Origin of the sequence: Bacillus cereus G9842, assembly GCF_000021305.1 — a bacterium.
GTDB classification, from domain to species: Bacteria; Bacillota; Bacilli; order Bacillales; family Bacillaceae_G; genus Bacillus_A; species Bacillus_A thuringiensis_S.
This window is the reverse complement of the sequence record NC_011772.1, coordinates 2,765,421-2,782,525: the sequence shown is the minus strand read 5'-3', so window position 1 is coordinate 2,782,525 and position 17,105 is coordinate 2,765,421. Positions and strand designations below refer to the sequence as shown.

Below are 17,105 nucleotides of genomic sequence, written 5' to 3'. Positions count from 1 at the left end.
TTACGAAATGGCGCTATAAACTTTCGGAAATTATAGCCGACAGGCTCAAAATGGAGGAATTGCAAATGGAATACGCAAAACAAACTACAGCATTAAAATTTTTTGTAGAACAAGTACAAAAAACACCTAAGTTCCCACTTCGATTAAATCTTCAGTTTTTCTCTGATGGTGGCGGTTCTGGAGATGATCCAGACAAAAAATCTGGAGATACTGACGACCCGTCAAAAACTTTTACACAAGAAGAACTAGACGAAATTGTTAAGAAGCGCTTAGAACGTGAACGTAGTAAATCCGCTGAGAAATACGGTGACTACGATAATGTAAAAGTAAAATTAGCAGAATACGAAAAAGCTGAAGAAGAGCGTAAAAAGCAAGAAATGACGGAAATCGAACGTTTGCAGGCTGAAAAAGAAGAAGCTGACAAAAAGGCACTAGAAGCTTCCGAAGCAGCACAAAAAGCGCAGGAAAAAGCAAATGCTCGCATTTTGAACACTGAAATTAAGAGTATTGCCCGTACTTTAGATGCGAATGATCCAGGTGACGTATTGGCGCTTTTAGATAAGTCGACTATTCAATTTGATGAGAATGGTAATTATCAAGGAGTTGAAGAGGCTGTTACTGCGTTAAAGGAAAGTAAACCTTGGATGTTCAAGAAAGTTGTGGGGGCAGATGCGGCTGGTGGCGCGAACCCAGGAACAAATCCGAGAGCGAATGAAATTCTTGCTTTAGAAAAAGAGTTGGAAGAAGCAAAAACAAAAGCGTTAAAAGATTCAAAATTTGCGGGCGAAGTAACACGTATTTATAACAAGTTGTTAGAAGCAAAATCGAAGAAATAAAGGATCGTTGATTAAAAGTCAGCGTTTTTTTAATTTTAAAAATTTGAGGGGGCTACAAATATGCCAGTACCAACTACGTACGAATTTCAACAACAAGTAAGACAAATGCAAGCCAATGTGGATTTAATTCTCACGAAAGCACCAGTTCTTTTCGGGTTAATTGGTGTAGGAGACGCTTTAACACAAACTAAATTTGAATGGCAGAACGACTATTTAAACTCTGATACAGGTATTGTAAAAACTGCCGCAGCTGTTGGGGATACGGACCTAGTTTTAGAAAAAAGTGAGGCTCGTAAATTCACTGAAAATGCTCTGGTACAAAACGGCTTAGAAGTGCTACGTGTAGTAAGTGTCGATGAAAACGCGGATAAAATCACTGTGCAACGTGGTTATGATAGTACGAAAGCGGAGGCAATTACAGCTGGTGGTGAATTAAAAGTCATCGCAAGACCGAGACCAGAAGGTGAAGATGCTTTCCGTAAGAATGAGATCAATGACCGTTTAGTGTCACATAACTTCTCACAAATCTTTTCAAGATACGCATCTGTTTCACGTACACAACAACAAGTGAACACATACGGCGTATCAAACGAATTAGATTATCAAGTAAACCTGCGTTTACAAGAGATGATTCGTGAAGCTAACACTTCTCTAATCTATGGTCGTAGAAATGTTGGCTCTCCAACACAACCACGTACTACAGGTGGTTTATTTGCATTTGCAGGTATTGAAGGTTCTCATAAGCAAGACTTTAAAGGAAACGAAATTGCGGCAAAACCTTTAAATGACGCTGTAGAACAAGTATTTACTCGAGGCGGTTCAGCAAATACGATTCTATGTGGACCGAATATCGCGCGACAAATTACAAAACTTGGTGGCGATACAATTCGTACTACGCGTCAAGATACTGCGGCAGGTTACCAAATCTTATCGTTTGTATCGGATTTACCAGGTGGAGCGATTTCTAGTGTGGTAGTTGATTTAAATATGCCTAAAGATCGTGCGTTACTTCTTGATACAGAAAAAGTAAAGGCACGTTACTTAACTCCAATTTATGATCAAGATGCTACACCAAATGGTGCTGACTACTTCTCTCGTGTTATTCGTGGGGAATTTGGATTTGAAGTTAAGAATGCGAAAGAGTCTATCGCTGTTCTTGAAAATATCTCTAAAACAATGGCATAGAGAGGAGGTAAAATAGGCTTTTTAAGAGGTTGTTCGACGTAACCATGAAAAGTCCGTGTTCATAGTCTAAATTATCTTGTAAAAAAGGAGTGATTTATTTGACAAATTACTATGACTATGGATATGGGTATAACCAGTATATGTATCCGTACCAAAATCCTTATGAAACCCCTAGACCTCAAGGAACACATCATTTTCATACTCAAGATGATATACAATCCCATCTTAATGCTGGTAGAAAAGGGCATTGTTTTAAAGGGTTTTGGGGAGGAAGAGAACATACTTTTCTTTTGATAGGTTTAAGAGTTGATGGGACGGTTGAAATCATTGAAAATGGTCAACCGGGTACTGTTCATCGCGTTGATATACAGGGGTTATCTTATCAAGGTATTCAATGTCCAGCTCCACAACCACCACCAGGAGGCGGTGGCAGTGGCGGTGGAACTTTGCCGCCTCCTGGTGGTGGAGGTTCTTGGCCACCTCATTGTCATTGGGTTCAAACTCCTTGGGGCTGGCAAAAGGTTTGTCATTAAAAGAGAGCAGCTAAATAGCTGCTCTTTTATTTTTGAAAGGAGTTTTATACATGGCTATTTCGGAAAATCAAGCTCAACGGTTAAATAAATCGATGCCGATTGCGAAAGACACATCACTTGGCAATATTATTAAAGGTCTTGAAGAAAAATTAGCTCTAATACCCAAAAAGGTTGATAAACAACCAGATAGTACAGCGACTGACGTAGCGGGTATAGTAAAAGACTTAAACGCCCTTATTGCAAAGTTAAAAGCTGCAGGAATCATGACGCCTTAACAAAATACAGTGACGGAGGTGACGCCAAATGAAGGTGTCGGAAAGACTCGGGAGTCGGTTAGCAAAAGTTCCAAAAGTAACTTCGGAAGACATCGGAAATTGGCTAGCTGAAGCCGAAACTGAGTCAGAATTAACCGAAGAGTTAAACGCAAATGCTGTTTTTTATCTTGCCCTGTCATTTGCTTATGAATCGATTGCGGCAGACGCAGCGCGCTATTTTTCTTATACAGATGGTGAAGAATCGGTTGATAAATCAATGATCTTTGCAAACTATAAGAAGTTATCAGCGGACGCGCTTAAAAAGTACAGGAAGTATCGACGGGGAAAAGGTACTCATCAAACATTTGCTAAGCGAGCAGATGGGAGGTGATTACATGAGCGGTTCTCAACAAGAGATGGATGCAGCGCTCGATACCATTTCCGAAGAATTTAAAGAGGAGTATGAAAAACAAGTTTCTGATACTGTAACGGCCATTATCCTAATACGTTTGTTTTTAGTTGATTTATTGAATGACTATCAAAAGGATGGAATCGTGAAGCGTAGTAGGTTAAATGCGTTATTACGAGACCTTACTTTATACGAAAAAGAATTTCGTAAACAAGCAGAGCGGTCATTCCATACATTGATTGAAAACACGTCGAAATGGACCACATCAAAATTATCAGAAGCAGGTTTGGACGTGAAATCTATAACTGCAGTAAATAAGCAAATTATTCAAGGGGTTATAAAAAGACCTGGTGAAGATGGCTTAATTCTGTCTGATCGTGTATGGAATTTATCTGGAGATATGAGAGATCGATTAAGTAGTGTCATTCGTCCATCTGTATTAAGGGGCGAGAGCATTACAATGATTTCTCAAAAGATAAAGGAAGTACACGACAATGAGAAATGGAAGGTTGAACGTGTAGCAGTTTCTGAGAGTACTAACACATACCGAGCAGCTACTATACAGAATGGCTTAGAAAGTGAAATTGTGACAGGTTATCAAATTATTGATAATGGTCATCGTCACAGATATCATTCAAAGCACATGTGTTACAAGCTAGCGAGACGCGATGCGTACGGTTTAGGGGCTGGAAAGTATCCGAAAAATATTCCGGAAAGCCTTATGAATCAATTAATAAGCCCACATCCACAATGTTCGTCACGGCTGAACTACTTAATAAGCGAGGAGGTGTAGCAATTGCTTACTGAAGATGATATTAAAGAGATTCGAGAAAATCGTGAAATGATTGAGCAGGGACGTAGAGAACCGGTGATTTTATACATTAAAGGGGTTTCTGAAAAGGATCCAATTACAGGAGAAGAAATCCAAGGTGACCCCCGAAAAGAAACTGTTCAATTAGTTTGGAAGAAATTCACGTCAGTGGAAAAGACGAAGTTCGCTGATCTCGATGTTAAAAAAGGAGAGGCGCTTGTTACATTTCCTCTTAATGTGGACTTAGAGAACATTGAAAAAATTGAACGTAAAGGTGTTTTTTACGTTATCGAACTTATCGATGAACGAGGGCTTGGTGGCGTAAATCGTCGTGAGGTCATTGTAAAGAGGGTGATTTGATGAGAATCAGAGTTGTTGTTAAAGGAAAATCAAATGTGTTAAAAGCACATAATCCCAGTAGATACAAAACACCAATTGAACAAACGGTAGAAAAACATACACGCTTACAAGCTAATCAAGCCTCTAATCGAGCACCGATATTACACGGTCCTTTATCTGAAAGTATTCCTGCAAGTGTAAAGATGGTAGTCGGTGCGAGAATTATTGGTACGTATGGATCTCCTCTTATTTACGCGGCGGTACAAGAATTTACGCACAAAACCAAAAAAGGTTTTATGCGTAAAACAGCATTTGAAGGTGATCAACCATTTGTTGAGGATATAAACAAAACTGTTCAACGTGTAGCAAAGGGGCATTAATTATGTTGAATGATGTAATGTATTCATTAAAAAAATCGCTGGATGTTTTTGCGCCTACTACATGGATATACGATGGTGTTTCTGTATCAGGAAAAGACAAACCCTTCATTACCATTGAGGATTTGTCAGGAACAATTAGCAGGTATTCAAAGGAGAATTTCTCGCGTAATCACCTGATTCAAGTTGGTGTGTATGCAGATAAAGTTTTTGATAGGAACGATTTGCAAGATAGAATAATTAACCGATTCGAAAAGGGTTCAATTGACATGTATGACACAAGCAAAAAGAATCCGGAGCGGATCGGCTTTTTTTATGCAGAAGTAAAGAATTTTGAACCGTTATCTCAAAAAGACGTTGAGGTTTTAACAGCGAAACATTTGAGTTTTATTACTATAACAATCAGAAATTAGAGGGGGAGTAAGAATGGCAGAAGTGAAAAAAAGTAATGCACCTGAGTTTAAAGGTGCCGAAACGCTTTACTTGATTGACATTCCGCAACCTGATGGGAAAACTACAAAAACAGTTCGATTTTTTAACCAAACGTCAGGTTCACGATCAATTGAGGCTGGAGAAATCGAGTTGAAAACAAAAGATAAGAGTGGATCTGATTACGGTGACGTAACACAATCAGCTAGCATTGAAGGGATTTGTACTGAAGGTGACGAGGGACTTGATTATGTAGAAGAAGCAATTCTTAATAAAGTTTTAGTAAGAATTCATGAAGTTAACCTACGTAGTGCAACCGCTTCTGAGTTTAAAGTTAAATCAGGAATATACATGTTGAATAGTTTGGAACTTTCTCATGAAAATGAGGAGTACTCAAAGTATTCTATTGGCTTAAAATTAAATGGGAAAATTTCTAAAGGGACGCTTAATAAAGTACCTGAAGGTGCGCCTTCTGGTGATGTAGCTACACCAGGAGCGTAATAGTAAGTCTATTTATTAATAATTAAGAATGTTTATGGGGGTGGGGATTTTTGGATATATCTAAAATCGAAAAAATTGCAATCGCATCTTCAATTCTTTCAACATTCGGAGAGGATGCTTTGGCTCCTCACGTTGATTTAAATCGCTTATCAGAATTATGTGAGGAATCGACTCGAAATTCAACAGCGAGACAATGTGGTGAAGCGACAATTAGTGTTTTAAATAAAATTATTGATAGTTTATCAGAAAAAATGCAAGGGAATGAAGAGGGGATGAAACATAGTCTAGTAACTACCATTAACAACAATAGTAAAACTTCAGTTGTGGATCAAAACGTAGAACGGGTTTTGGTTAGAGCCGATAAACTCGCTATTGAAGGTGATAACAAATGAAATTAAGCAAACAAGAGCAAGCGGTCGTTATAGGCAATACAATTATGATGCTTGGTGGGCATGAAGAGGTAACTAATTATGTCGATCCTCAGAAGTTGGCCAAAGTAAGTGATATTCACAATGAGTTATACGATAATACAACCCCGCGCGAGCGAAGAGAAGCAATGATTAGTTTGCTTAATAAAACAATGGATGAATTTGTGGAAAATAAATAATTAAGATTTGAATAAGCGTTCATATAGACGCTTTTTTATTTTGAACAAAAAATAATTGGAGGTAATTATTATGGCTGAAAAATCATATACGCGTTTCGTAATTAATGGTAAAGAACAAGAACTGAAATTCTGTTTACAGGCACTGAGGTTATTAGATGAAAACGGTGGGCCGATGCAATTCGTTTCCCAAACCATGCAGGGCGGAATTACTAATTTCACGGATGTGGTTTATTACGCACTGATTCATACAAATGAGGGAATCACGTATGAAGCTGTACAGAAAGAGATTGAAAATATGTTTAATGCTGAAAAACTAGACCTTGATGAAATTCTAAAGTACAACAAAGCAGTTGTGCTAAATAGTTTTTTCTTCCAGAAGACAGTGAAGAAACTTCTAGGGACAATGACAGCGGAACAACAGAAATCGTTCGAGAACCTGTACGCATAAATATTGATGAATTGCAAGGTGAGTGTTTTCGTTTTTTTAATATGACCACCTTGCAATCTTGGCGTATTAGTCTCAAGGAGTATCACCTTATGTTGAACGGATATAAGGAACAACTACTTGATAAGTACGAGTTTGCAAGTGTACAAGCTTTGTTTAATCGAAATGCTCAAAGTGACAAAATCAAGTCATTAGCGGATATATATACCCGTCCAGAAAGTGTTCGTGATATTGAAAAACAAGCAAATGAACGGAAAGAAGTAGTTGAAAAAATTCAAAGGAACGAATCGTTCTTTGATCAAATAGAATCGATGATTAGAAGTCAAATAAAAGAAGAGGAAGGGTAGGTGAGGTGAATGAGCCAGAACAAGGTAGAAACTCAGGTGATCGCGGACATATCTAATTTAATAAGTAACCTTGGACAAGCTACACAAGCATGGAATACATTTTTTCAACAGATTAGTAGACCACCTCCTATCCCACCAGCACCACAACCGCCGTCACCTCCACCATTACCACCCGCGCCACCAGCACCGCCTCCTGATTATTCAGGGTGGCGTGCTAGATTTCAAGAAGTAGGTAATCAAGCAATTGAAATGGGCCGACGTGTACAGCAAACAGGGCAAACAATGCAAAATGCATTTGGTCCTGCAGCTGCAGCGTCGGCTTTTGCATTAGGGAGTATGATTCAAAAGTCACGAGAATTTGAATCACAAACTCGTAAAGCGGCAGTTTTAACTGCAGGTGACTACGGTCAAGTAAAGAAAGCGATTCTTGATATGGCAAAGGATTCTGTGTATTCAACAGGGCAGGTAGCAGCGGCTTTTGCTGAAATGGGTGCGAAAGGTTTTGATTCGGCTCAGGCAACGTCCGCATTACCTGGTGTGTTGAGTGCAGCGGCTGCGTCAGGCGAAGACCTGGGGATGGTTGCTGATACGATTACGTCAGCTTTAAACTCATTTGGTATGGAGGCAAGTCAAAGTACACATGTTGCTGATGTTCTAGCAACAGCCGCAAACGCAACGGCTGCAGGTGTAGGGGATATGCAATACGCTTTTAAATATGCGGCGGGTCCAGCAGCTCAATTAGGTATATCGATGGAAGAACTAGCGGCTTCTGTTGGTATTATGTCAAATAGCGGTATTAAAGGTGAGACCGCTGGTACAGCATTACGTGCATCTTTACTACGTTTAGTTAAACCACCAAAAGCAGCAGCAAATGAGTTAAAACGGCTTGGCGTATCTATTACGGATCAACAAGGTAATATGAAACCATTGTCTCAAATTATTGGAGAATTAAAAACGGGAATGGAAGGTATGACAAGTGCACAAAAAGGCGCGGCGTTAGCAACAATATTTGGGACAGAAGCTGTATCAGGTATGATGGCACTTGTAGCAGCGGGGCCTGAAAAGATTGATGCTTTAACACAATCCTTAGTGAACTCGGACGGTGCTTCTAAAAAAGCTGCGGACTCCATGCTTGAAGGATGGGCCGGAGCACTGACGAAAATGGAATCCTCTCTTGATGCTGCAGCACGTGCATTTACTGATGCATTAGCTCCTGCATTAATGGCCGTAGCTGGAGTAGTAGAAACCTTGGCAAACGCGTTTATGAAATTACCAGCTCCCGTGCAGACGGTGATTGCTTCCGTAGTAGCATTTACTACGGCTTTTTTAGTTATAGCAACGGTAGCGGGTATTGTTATTAACGCAATTGGAGGAGCAATAATTACTATCGGCAAACTAATGCTTTGGATGTCAGGAACATCAAAAGCAGCAGTAATGCTTCGGGCTGCTTTATCAGCATTAAGAGCCGGATTTGCTTTATTGTTAGGACCGGTTGGTGCGGTTATTGCAATTTTAAGCTTAGTGGGGGTAGCGCTAGTTCAACTTTACAAACATAACGAGACTTTTCGAAATGCCGTTAACAGTGCGTGGGAATCTATAAAAAGTGGGACAGTAGCGGCAGTTGAAGCTATGAAATCTGCTATTGATTCTTTAGGTTCTTATCTTGAGACAATACCGGGAAAATTTTCAGCAATGGGTACAGAAATTGGCACAGCATTAGAGACAGGGTTAATTAAAGCGGGTCAAGTGTTTTCTGGTTTTGCAACAGCTGTAGAGACTTCGCTAGTTACGATAAAATCAAAGTTCAGTGAGTTTGGTCAAGGGATAAGCGGTGCGTTTAGTTCAGCAATATCAGGACTTAGTTCAGCATTTGCTGGAATTGGTTCTGCCGTTTCTCCAGTAGTTGATTTTATTAAAATGTCTTTCTCCACAATAGGAAATACGATAGCCACTTTAACGCCATTAATTGTACGTTTAGGTTTATCGTTTTTAGGTGTTTCAGGCCCCATAGGATGGGTAATCGCTATTGTAGCTTCTTTAGGTGCTACGATATTTAAATTGATAAATACAAATGATCAAGTGAAGTCTGCTTTTATGTCGGCTTGGCAGTCTATACAATCGATTTTTAGTTCTGTGAAGTCTGCAATTTTGCCGGTTGTTCAGTCAATAGCTCAGGGGATTACACAAGCATTTGCACCACTTGCTCCTGAATTTGCGAAAACGGGACAAGTTATAGCAGAAAGCTTTGCTACACTTGGACCTGCTCTTTCTGAGCTAGGTGCAGCCTTTGGTGAGTTAGGTTCTACAATAGCTAGTTTGTTTAGTGAAGTAGTACAAGCTGTAGTACCGATAGCACTCGATTTATTCCGTTTGTTCGGAGAAACAATACAAGCTGTAGTACCTTTAGCATCTGATTTATTCAAACTTTTCGGTCAAGTGGTACAAGAAGTGATGCCTATGATTACTGAATTAATTCAGATGTTTGCTGATACGACAATAGAAATTATGCCAGTGATAACGGAGGCTATACAACAAGTAGCTCAAATTTTTACTGAGCTAGCATCTACAGTTTTATCCATATTCGCTCAAGCTTTTCAAACGGTATTCCCTATTATATTACAAGTAATACAGACGGTGTTTAGTATAGCAGGAATGCTGATTCAAGGATTTGGAGAGGTCCTATCGATCATAGCGACATCAGTAATTCCGATTATTCTCCAGGCGGTACAAGCGGTCTTCCCAGTAATAGCTGGGATTATTGCTGCTGCGATTTCCGTTGCGATTCCGATTATTCAATTATTAGGTCAGGTAATCTCTATCATAGCGACTACGGTTATTCCTTTAATTTTGCAAATAGTCCAGGCAGTATTCCCGGTGATAGTTTCGATAATTCAAGCGGCGATTCCCGTAGCGACTGCGATACTTGAAGGTCTAGCGACAATAATAAAAGGCGTAGTGATCCCGGCGATTCAATTTATTTTGTCGATTGTCCAGGCAGTTTTTCCAGCTATTATGGGTGTAATAACCTCTGCTATTGGGATAATCACTAACATAATAAAGCTTTTCACTTCAGTTTTAAAAGGAGATTGGAGTGGAGCGTGGAACGCGGTGAAAGGCATTACGTCGAGTGTAATGTCATTAATCGGAAATATCATCCAAGGGGCGATAAATTTAATTTCCGCGGTCGTGACTGGTGGACTAAATCTAGTGAAATCTATTTTTTCTAGTGTTTTATCAGCGATAGGTTCTATAGTAAGTTCAATTTTTTCAGGTATAGGTTCAGTCATTTCATCTGTTATGAACGCAGTAGGTAGCATCATTTCTTCAATTTGGAATGCGGCTAAGTCAGCGACATCTAACATCCTAAATTCTATCTATAACACAGTGACTCAAATTTTTGGCAATGTAAAGTCATTCCTAAGCGGAATCGATTTAGGAAACATAGGAAAAAATATGATGCAGGGACTTTTAAACGGTATAAGCTCTATGGCTGGGGCTATTTGGGACAAAATTACGGACATCGGAAATGGAATTAAAGATAAAATTTCAGGACTTTTATCGATTCACTCACCGAGTCGTTGGTTCAGGGATTTCATTGGTGTCAATATGATGAAAGGGTGGATTAATGGTATTGATGCAATGAAAGGCGCTGTACAAAGAACAACCGAACAAATGACTGAATGGATGAAACCGGAAGCTTTACAAGTAGAGACTGTATACGGAATGCCAAGAGGACTTGGTGCATACCAGACAGCTAGACCACAAGCAAGCTCAGGAAATACGGATGCCGGAACTGCTTCAAATTCTACAGCTAGTGAAAGACAACCTGCGTATATTAATATACAGCTTGGTAGACAAGAGTTTAATAGGTTCGTTGATGATATTACTGGAGAGCAAGAGGCTGTAAAAAAACGGAAAGATGTATTTTAAAGGAGGGCGGTATATTGTTAGTTTTTAATGAAATTAATTTAGAAGAATACTTTGAGCAAAAATACGAAAAAGGATTTTTTATGGTTAACGATGTAAGAGGTCGCGGAATTTTAAGTGACGAAATTAATGAGTTAACCGTACCTCACCGCCCAGGTTCATATTTTTTAAGTAAAAGGACTCCCAAGAGAGTATTAGAAGTAGATTTCTCTCTTAAGGGAGTCTCTCTTTTTGAACTAAGGAAACGGATAGATGAATTGAATGGTCTATTAGATACAGAAGAACCTGTAAAAATTACCTTCACAGACGAACCGGATATTGTGTATTACGGGATTAAGGAATCTGTAGAGGAGACTTTAGAAAAATCTAATATTCATCAAGCAACTATTACACTAATATGTCCAATGCCGTATAAGTTAGGGAATGAGAAAACGTTTGACTTTGAAAATGACGGTCGAGGGTTAATAGCCAACATTCAAAATAAAGGCAGTGCGGAGTCAGAACCTATCATCGAAATTGAAGTTGAAAACCCTTCTACATTTTTAGATGTTCGGAATAAGAGCGTATATCTTCCAAACAAAGAAGATTATTTTCGGATTGGTTACCCGTTACAAGTAAACCAACTTCCAGTAGAGTGGAAACAACGTGTAATGTGGGATGAAATGTCTACTACAGTTGGATGGACAAGTGTATCACAGTTTGAAAACACTAAAGGTGGAGGTACATTCAAATCTAATGGACATCAATTTTATGTAGAAGATTATGGTGATCAGAATTACAAAGGGAATCATGGAGCGGTTGCTAAAAAAAGCATTCCTAGCGGACCATTACAAGATTTTATAATGGATGCTTATGTAAGGTTCAACTGCAGTAGTTATGTACAAATGGGACAAGTAGAAGTGGCCCTACTGGATGAGACTAGTAAACCTGTAGTTCGATTGTCGCTAAACGATGTATATTGGGAAGCTGAAGAAACTTTTGGTGTTGCTAAGATTGCCTATCCAGGGCATCCAGCTGAACAAATGATGATCCATACGCGCGGTATGTATCCTTGGACGTGGAATAATTTTTACGGAAAGTTATGTGTTTACCGTATTGGGAATGAATGGGAGTTTTATATTGCGAAATTTGCGTACGGTACTGAGATTGATGATGCTGGAGCAAAAGCTCGTTGGGTAGACAAAGATGGGATTTTGATGAATAAAATTGCACAGGTACAAATTTCTATCTGTCAATGGTGGAATAATAATCCGGCTGTACTTATGACAGTTGATGATATTAAGATTTGGAAAGTTAACCAAAATACAAGTAATAATCCTCCATATATTGTTGGAAAAGGAGATAAAGTGCAAATCGATACAGCTAAAAGTCTAGTTAGTATTAATGGTTCAAGTGCAATTAATCTAAAGGAATTATTCAGTGATTATCCTAAAATTACTAAGGGCCAGAATAAACTTGAAATTATGCCAGCAAATATCGGAACAGCAAAAGTTAAATATAGGGAGCGATTTCGATGAGAACACCAAGCGGATTACTTCATGTTGTTGATTTCAGAACAGATCAAATTCTATCCGCTATTCAACCAAAGGACTACTGGGAAGATAAGCGTCATTGGGAAATCAAGAATAACATTGATATGCTAGAGTTCAAAATTTTTGACGGTACTCCACATGCAATTACATTACAACAGCAGAACTTGGTTTTAAAGGAAGTACGTGATGGTCGAATTGTTCCGTATGTTATTAATAATGAAGTAGAAAAAGATTCAAAGGATAGATCATTAACTGTACACTCTTCTGGTGCCTGGGTTCAAATCGCCAAAGATGGGATTATTAAACCTCAACGTATAGAGAGCGAAACAGTTAATACGTTTATTGATATCGCTCTTGCCGATTCAAAATGGCAACGTGGAATAACGGATTATTCTTCGTTCCACACGATGACGATTGATGAATTCATCGATCCCCTTACTTTTTTAAAGAAAATTGCAGCTTTGTTTGAATTGGAAATCCAATATCGAGTTGAAGTATCTGGTTCTCAAATTACTGGATGGTACGTCGATATGATAAATAAACGAGGGAGAGAAACAGGGAAGGAAGTAACCCTGGGAAAAGACTTAGTAGGCGTTAGACGCATTGAGCATTCCAGGGATATTTGTACCGCCTTAGTCGGATTTGTACGAGGTGAAGGTGATGAAATTATCACGGTTGAGAGCATCAATAACGGACTTGTTTATATTACAGATAGTGATGCCTTTCAACGTTGGAATGCACATGGTAAACATAAATTTGGTTTTTACACTCCAGAAACAGAAGACCAAAATATGACACCAAAACGATTAATGACTTTGATGAAGACGGAATTAAAGAAGCGTGTCAATACTTCAGTTTCGTATGAAGTAGAGGCACAATCAATCGGTCGCATTTTCGGACTAGCACATGAACTAATCAATGAAGGCGATACAATCCGAATCAAAGATACAGGCTTCACACCTAAGTTATACCTTGAAGCAAGGGCAATCGCTGGTGATGAATCATATACGGATCCTTCGCAAGATAAATATGTATTTGGAGACTATCGAGAGATTATAGATTCGAACGAGGAATTACGAAAATTATATAACAAAATGCGTGCTTGGTTAGAGGGGAAGGCTAACAAGGAACTGTTAGAACAACTAGAAAAGTTGGCCGAAGAAGCAAAGAAAGAATCGGGAAAAGCTGTAAAGGAATCACAAGAGGCTAAAGATATATCAGAGCAACTAAAAAAAAAAATTGAAAATAATATGGTTAACATTATAGAAAGTAAAGAACCACCAACTACTGATCTTAAGCCAAACAAAACGCTATGGCGTGATATTAGTAATGGAAAGCCTGGTATTTTAAAAATATGGACAGGTACAGCTTGGGAATCGGTTGTTCCGGATACGGGACCATTACAAAAAGATATAAAGAATGCACAAACAGAAATTGATACTTTAAAAGAAACAATTGAAGATATACCTGATAAGACTTGGTTAAATCAGCAACTTGAAGGAAAGGCCAACAAAGAGGGTGTTTATACAAAAGATTGGGTAAACGAAAACCTTATTGGAAAGCAAGTGTACGAAACAAACCGTAAAGGTGATATAAAAGTATTAAATGAAACAAAAACGACTGCTGAACGCACAGCTGAAGAAATTAAAAATAAAGCAGAGAAAACGGAGATAACAACTCTAACCGATAATCTTAAACTAGTAACTCAAACTGCTAATACTGCTAAACAGACAGCCGAATCTAACACTAACACCATTACAGAATTAAAAACTACTGTAAATAATATTTCTGTAGGTTCAATCAATTTAGCTAGCGGTTCAGAAACAGGGTTAAATAAACAGAACATGACTGGAACCTGGTCAGACAATAAACAAATGACTTTATCGGATAAGGTCAACTATAGAAATAAAATTTTTACTATCTCATTTTTGTTTACTGGTAAAATAACAAAATTCAATACAAATGCTTGGTTTGGCGTAGAAACAGCGATAACGTATGCAGATGGAGAGCAAGAATGGCAATCTGTACGTGCTGAATCGCAATTAAAGATTAATGTAGATTATAAAGACGAACCACTATCAGTTACATTTAGAACAAAAGATAAAGATGTAACTCAAGTTAAATTCTATTACTCTGGGCGCAATATTGATGGGAATTTAAACTCACACCATGCAAAATTTGAAGAAGGTAACATACGAACTACATGGCAACTTTCTAACGATGAAGTTACTTCTAAAGCAGATTTTACCCAAACAACTAATGAAATTCAACAAACAGTAAATACGAACTCAAAAACAATCTCGAAAGTACAACAAGATCAAGGAACCATGCAAACAACTCTAAATGAAGTGAAGCAGACCACAAATTCGAATTCTCTTAATATTAAAACGCTAACAGAAACACAAACAAATCAAGGAAAGCTCATTCAAGAAAACAAGAATGAAATTACGCAAACAAAAGACTCATTAAGTTCAAAGATTTCGGAAAAGCAAATGAAAGCTTATGTAGGGGCACTTGGTAGTATAAATCAATTCTTCAATACAGAGTTTAAGAAAAAAACAGTTGATGCTAATGGCAATATAACAAATGAAGTTGCTAGTACCGATAAATGGACAGTAGCAGGAGTTGTATCAGGTGCTACAGTAACACCAGTAACAGACAGACGTCATGACGGTTATAACTCGGTCAGAATTGCAAATGTGGGGGTTGCAGCAAATAGCTGGACTGGTATTGCTCAAAGTATTGGAGCCTCACAAAATAGCGGTGACTACGTATTGTCTGCATGGGTTTATGTAGTAGATAAAAACTTATTAGACCAAGGAGCGTGCGTTAAGCTTCAATTCTTTAATGGTTCAACCGCATTAGGTTATGAGCAAACTGAAATAAAAGAGTTATTAGTTAATGGCTCCTGGATACTAGTTAGTGTAACCATTAAAGCTCCTGACGTTCCTGTAACTCGTTTGCAAGGAGATATATGGGTACGACGTAATGGTACAATGTGGGTATCTCAACCACAGCTACAGCAAGGAAAAGAACCATCTGTATACATGCCAAACCCAAAAGACATTACCAACTATAAAGAACTGGTGGATTTAGTGGCAGATAAGATTGCCAAAAGTGATTTTGATACAGTAACAAAAAAAATGCAAACATCTATCGATCAAAATACCGAAGAAATAGGTTTTCGTGCTAAAGCGACTGAAGTGTACTCAAAGACGGATGCTGACAAAAAATTTGCTTATGTTTTGGAAATGGAAGCGGCTTTTAGTTTAACAAATCAAAATATTAATTCTAGGGTTAAAAAAGGCGATGTTATATCCCAGATTAATCAATCAGCTGAGGAAATTCTAATTCAGGGGTCCAGAATTAATCTTATAGGATATGTAACAGCTGAGCATATCAAAGGGAAAGTTTTAGAAGGAGTAACACTTAAAACGAGTGGAAACAGATTTGTTGAAATAAATAAGCAAAACATGAAGATTTTCGATGCAGATAAGCCACGTGGCTATATAGGATTTATGGAAACAAATGATGGAAGTATTCAACCTTCACTCGTCCTTGGTTCTGACAATATTAAATACAGGGGTACAGGATCGTTTTATATTTATCAAGTCATGCCGCGAATTAATGGAGTCGATCAACCTTCTAAAGCATATGCAAAATTTGGGATTTCTAAAGGAGAAAATGCAGAAGGAACTAATATTTGGTCAAACTATATTCAAATGCATAATGACGGTGGACATCTGAGCGTATATTCAGATGGACAATTTCGTTTTCAAAACTTGAATAATATTATTTTTGAATCTGAAGGATGGGCTCCAGGATATGGTTACTTCTCTGTAACTACAACTGAGCCGCATATTTTTACAAATAACGCGGGGCAGTTTACTTTCAAAAGAAAAGGCAGTGACTATAAAATACATTTCGTAAACGGCGCCACCGATCATGATTTAATCATGGGTAATGCAATGATAAGGTCAAGTTTTGTACAAGGTTATAACAATGGCTTGCAGATTAAAGATATGATGGGTCAGGGATGGAAAGATATAGAATTAAGAACATTACGAGCGCAAGAGAATATTAGTGCTACTGGTCAAATGTGGGCGAAAGCATTTAACCCTACGTCAGCTAGAAATATGAAAGAAAATATAAAAGATATCCCTTTCTCAGCTCTTGAAAAAATCATGAATTTGGCTATTAAACAATACAACTTTAAAGATGATATGTATGATCTGTATCAAATGCGTGTGAACAAGCCGGAAGAACAAACAGAACCATATACAACAAAAGAAATTGAAACATATTTTGGCATGATTGCAGACGATACAGATGCTATATTTACAGATAAAGAGAAACGGGCCATTAATTTATATAATACAGTTTCTATTCTTATTGCAGCCTTCCAACAGCAGTATCATGAATTTAATGAAGAGTTAACTACTGTTACAGGTGAGAATAAACAACTAAAAAAGCAGGTTGCAACATTAACCAGCGATGTGTCCACATTAAAAGAATTAGTACAAAAATTAATAGATGAGAAACCAGAGCAGCCATAAGCTGGTCTTTTTTTATT

17 protein-coding genes are annotated in these 17,105 nt (G+C 38.1%); all 17 read left to right on the top strand.

The genetic code is table 11. From position 1 onward, the window contains the following. The first annotated feature begins 65 nt into the window (after positions 1-65). A complete protein-coding gene (locus BCG9842_RS13990; RefSeq protein ID WP_000455461.1) occupies positions 66-836 on the top strand; it encodes a phage scaffolding protein in 771 nt (256 codons plus the stop codon). A gap of 60 nt (positions 837-896) precedes the next feature. Beyond that, a complete protein-coding gene (locus BCG9842_RS13985) occupies positions 897-2,021 on the top strand; it encodes an SU10 major capsid protein (RefSeq protein WP_001145079.1) in 1,125 nt (374 codons plus the stop codon). 98 nt (positions 2,022-2,119) lie between these two features. Further along, entirely contained in the window at positions 2,120-2,554 is a 435-nt protein-coding gene (locus BCG9842_RS13980; protein ID WP_000186509.1) for a hypothetical protein, read from the top strand. A gap of 50 nt (positions 2,555-2,604) precedes the next feature. Further along, entirely contained in the window at positions 2,605-2,829 is a 225-nt protein-coding gene (locus tag BCG9842_RS13975; protein ID WP_001007960.1) for a head fiber protein, read from the top strand. Between the two features lie 28 nt (positions 2,830-2,857). Next, the gene (locus tag BCG9842_RS13970; RefSeq protein ID WP_000868480.1) at positions 2,858-3,199 is read left to right on the top strand and encodes a hypothetical protein; all 342 of its coding nucleotides are present in this window, start codon (positions 2,858-2,860) and stop codon (positions 3,197-3,199) included. A 4-nt stretch (positions 3,200-3,203) separates the two neighbouring features. Next, positions 3,204-4,010: a hypothetical protein gene (locus BCG9842_RS13965; RefSeq protein WP_000016918.1), complete on the top strand. Its 807-nt coding sequence runs from the start codon at positions 3,204-3,206 to the stop codon at positions 4,008-4,010. A gap of 3 nt (positions 4,011-4,013) precedes the next feature. Further along, positions 4,014-4,388: a hypothetical protein gene (locus tag BCG9842_RS13960; protein WP_000954645.1), complete on the top strand. Its 375-nt coding sequence runs from the start codon at positions 4,014-4,016 to the stop codon at positions 4,386-4,388. Then, complete coding sequence (locus BCG9842_RS13955) at positions 4,388-4,747, top strand: hypothetical protein (RefSeq protein ID WP_001222699.1); 360 nt, start codon at positions 4,388-4,390, stop codon at positions 4,745-4,747. Before BCG9842_RS13960 ends, BCG9842_RS13955 begins: the two co-directional genes overlap by 1 nt. 2 nt (positions 4,748-4,749) lie before the next feature. Beyond that, positions 4,750-5,157, top strand: coding sequence for a hypothetical protein (locus BCG9842_RS13950; RefSeq protein ID WP_000930923.1), 408 nt, complete (start codon positions 4,750-4,752; stop codon positions 5,155-5,157). A 13-nt stretch (positions 5,158-5,170) separates the two neighbouring features. Beyond that, positions 5,171-5,674 carry a phage major tail protein, TP901-1 family gene (locus tag BCG9842_RS13945; RefSeq protein ID WP_000852560.1) on the top strand — a complete coding sequence of 168 codons (504 nt, stop codon included), beginning with the start codon at positions 5,171-5,173 and terminating at the stop codon, positions 5,672-5,674. A 50-nt stretch (positions 5,675-5,724) separates the two neighbouring features. Next, on the top strand, positions 5,725-6,066 hold the full coding sequence (locus BCG9842_RS29825; protein WP_000355284.1) for a hypothetical protein: 342 nt from the start codon (positions 5,725-5,727) through the stop codon (positions 6,064-6,066). After that, entirely contained in the window at positions 6,063-6,281 is a 219-nt protein-coding gene (locus tag BCG9842_RS13935; RefSeq protein ID WP_000777416.1) for a hypothetical protein, read from the top strand. Before BCG9842_RS29825 ends, BCG9842_RS13935 begins: the two co-directional genes overlap by 4 nt. 70 nt (positions 6,282-6,351) lie before the next feature. Then, positions 6,352-6,729, top strand: a complete 378-nt coding sequence (locus tag BCG9842_RS13930; protein WP_000818630.1) for a tail assembly chaperone — start codon at positions 6,352-6,354, stop codon at positions 6,727-6,729. A gap of 89 nt (positions 6,730-6,818) precedes the next feature. Beyond that, the gene (locus BCG9842_RS13925) at positions 6,819-7,073 is read left to right on the top strand and encodes a hypothetical protein (protein WP_000931846.1); all 255 of its coding nucleotides are present in this window, start codon (positions 6,819-6,821) and stop codon (positions 7,071-7,073) included. A 36-nt stretch (positions 7,074-7,109) separates the two neighbouring features. Next, positions 7,110-11,003 (top strand): phage tail tape measure protein, encoded by a 3,894-nt coding sequence (locus BCG9842_RS13920; protein WP_015945817.1) that lies wholly within the window; start codon positions 7,110-7,112, stop codon positions 11,001-11,003. Between the two features lie 14 nt (positions 11,004-11,017). Next, positions 11,018-12,517: a distal tail protein Dit gene (locus tag BCG9842_RS13915; RefSeq protein WP_000959911.1), complete on the top strand. Its 1,500-nt coding sequence runs from the start codon at positions 11,018-11,020 to the stop codon at positions 12,515-12,517. Continuing rightward, positions 12,514-17,088 carry a phage tail spike protein gene (locus BCG9842_RS13910; protein WP_001260211.1) on the top strand — a complete coding sequence of 1,525 codons (4,575 nt, stop codon included), beginning with the start codon at positions 12,514-12,516 and terminating at the stop codon, positions 17,086-17,088. The genes BCG9842_RS13915 and BCG9842_RS13910 overlap by 4 nt, the downstream gene beginning before the upstream one ends. The last annotated feature ends 17 nt before the right edge of the window (positions 17,089-17,105 follow it).

Excerpts from the sequence above, each read along its gene's own strand:
- BCG9842_RS13935 (WP_000777416.1), top strand. The coding sequence starts at position 6,063 with ATGAAATTAAGCAAACAAGAGCAAGCGGTCGTTATAGGCAATACAATT.
- BCG9842_RS13955 (WP_001222699.1), top strand. The coding sequence starts at position 4,388 with ATGAGAATCAGAGTTGTTGTTAAAGGAAAATCAAATGTGTTAAAAGCA.
- BCG9842_RS13985 (WP_001145079.1), top strand. The coding sequence starts at position 897 with ATGCCAGTACCAACTACGTACGAATTTCAACAACAAGTAAGACAAATG.
- BCG9842_RS13965 (WP_000016918.1), top strand. The coding sequence starts at position 3,204 with ATGAGCGGTTCTCAACAAGAGATGGATGCAGCGCTCGATACCATTTCC.
- BCG9842_RS13975 (WP_001007960.1), top strand. The coding sequence starts at position 2,605 with ATGGCTATTTCGGAAAATCAAGCTCAACGGTTAAATAAATCGATGCCG.
- BCG9842_RS13930 (WP_000818630.1), top strand. The coding sequence starts at position 6,352 with ATGGCTGAAAAATCATATACGCGTTTCGTAATTAATGGTAAAGAACAA.
- BCG9842_RS13945 (WP_000852560.1), top strand. The coding sequence starts at position 5,171 with ATGGCAGAAGTGAAAAAAAGTAATGCACCTGAGTTTAAAGGTGCCGAA.
- BCG9842_RS13950 (WP_000930923.1), top strand. The coding sequence starts at position 4,750 with ATGTTGAATGATGTAATGTATTCATTAAAAAAATCGCTGGATGTTTTT.
- BCG9842_RS13925 (WP_000931846.1), top strand. The coding sequence starts at position 6,819 with ATGTTGAACGGATATAAGGAACAACTACTTGATAAGTACGAGTTTGCA.
- BCG9842_RS13970 (WP_000868480.1), top strand. The coding sequence starts at position 2,858 with ATGAAGGTGTCGGAAAGACTCGGGAGTCGGTTAGCAAAAGTTCCAAAA.
- BCG9842_RS13910 (WP_001260211.1), top strand. The coding sequence starts at position 12,514 with ATGAGAACACCAAGCGGATTACTTCATGTTGTTGATTTCAGAACAGAT.
- BCG9842_RS13990 (WP_000455461.1), top strand. The coding sequence starts at position 66 with ATGGAATACGCAAAACAAACTACAGCATTAAAATTTTTTGTAGAACAA.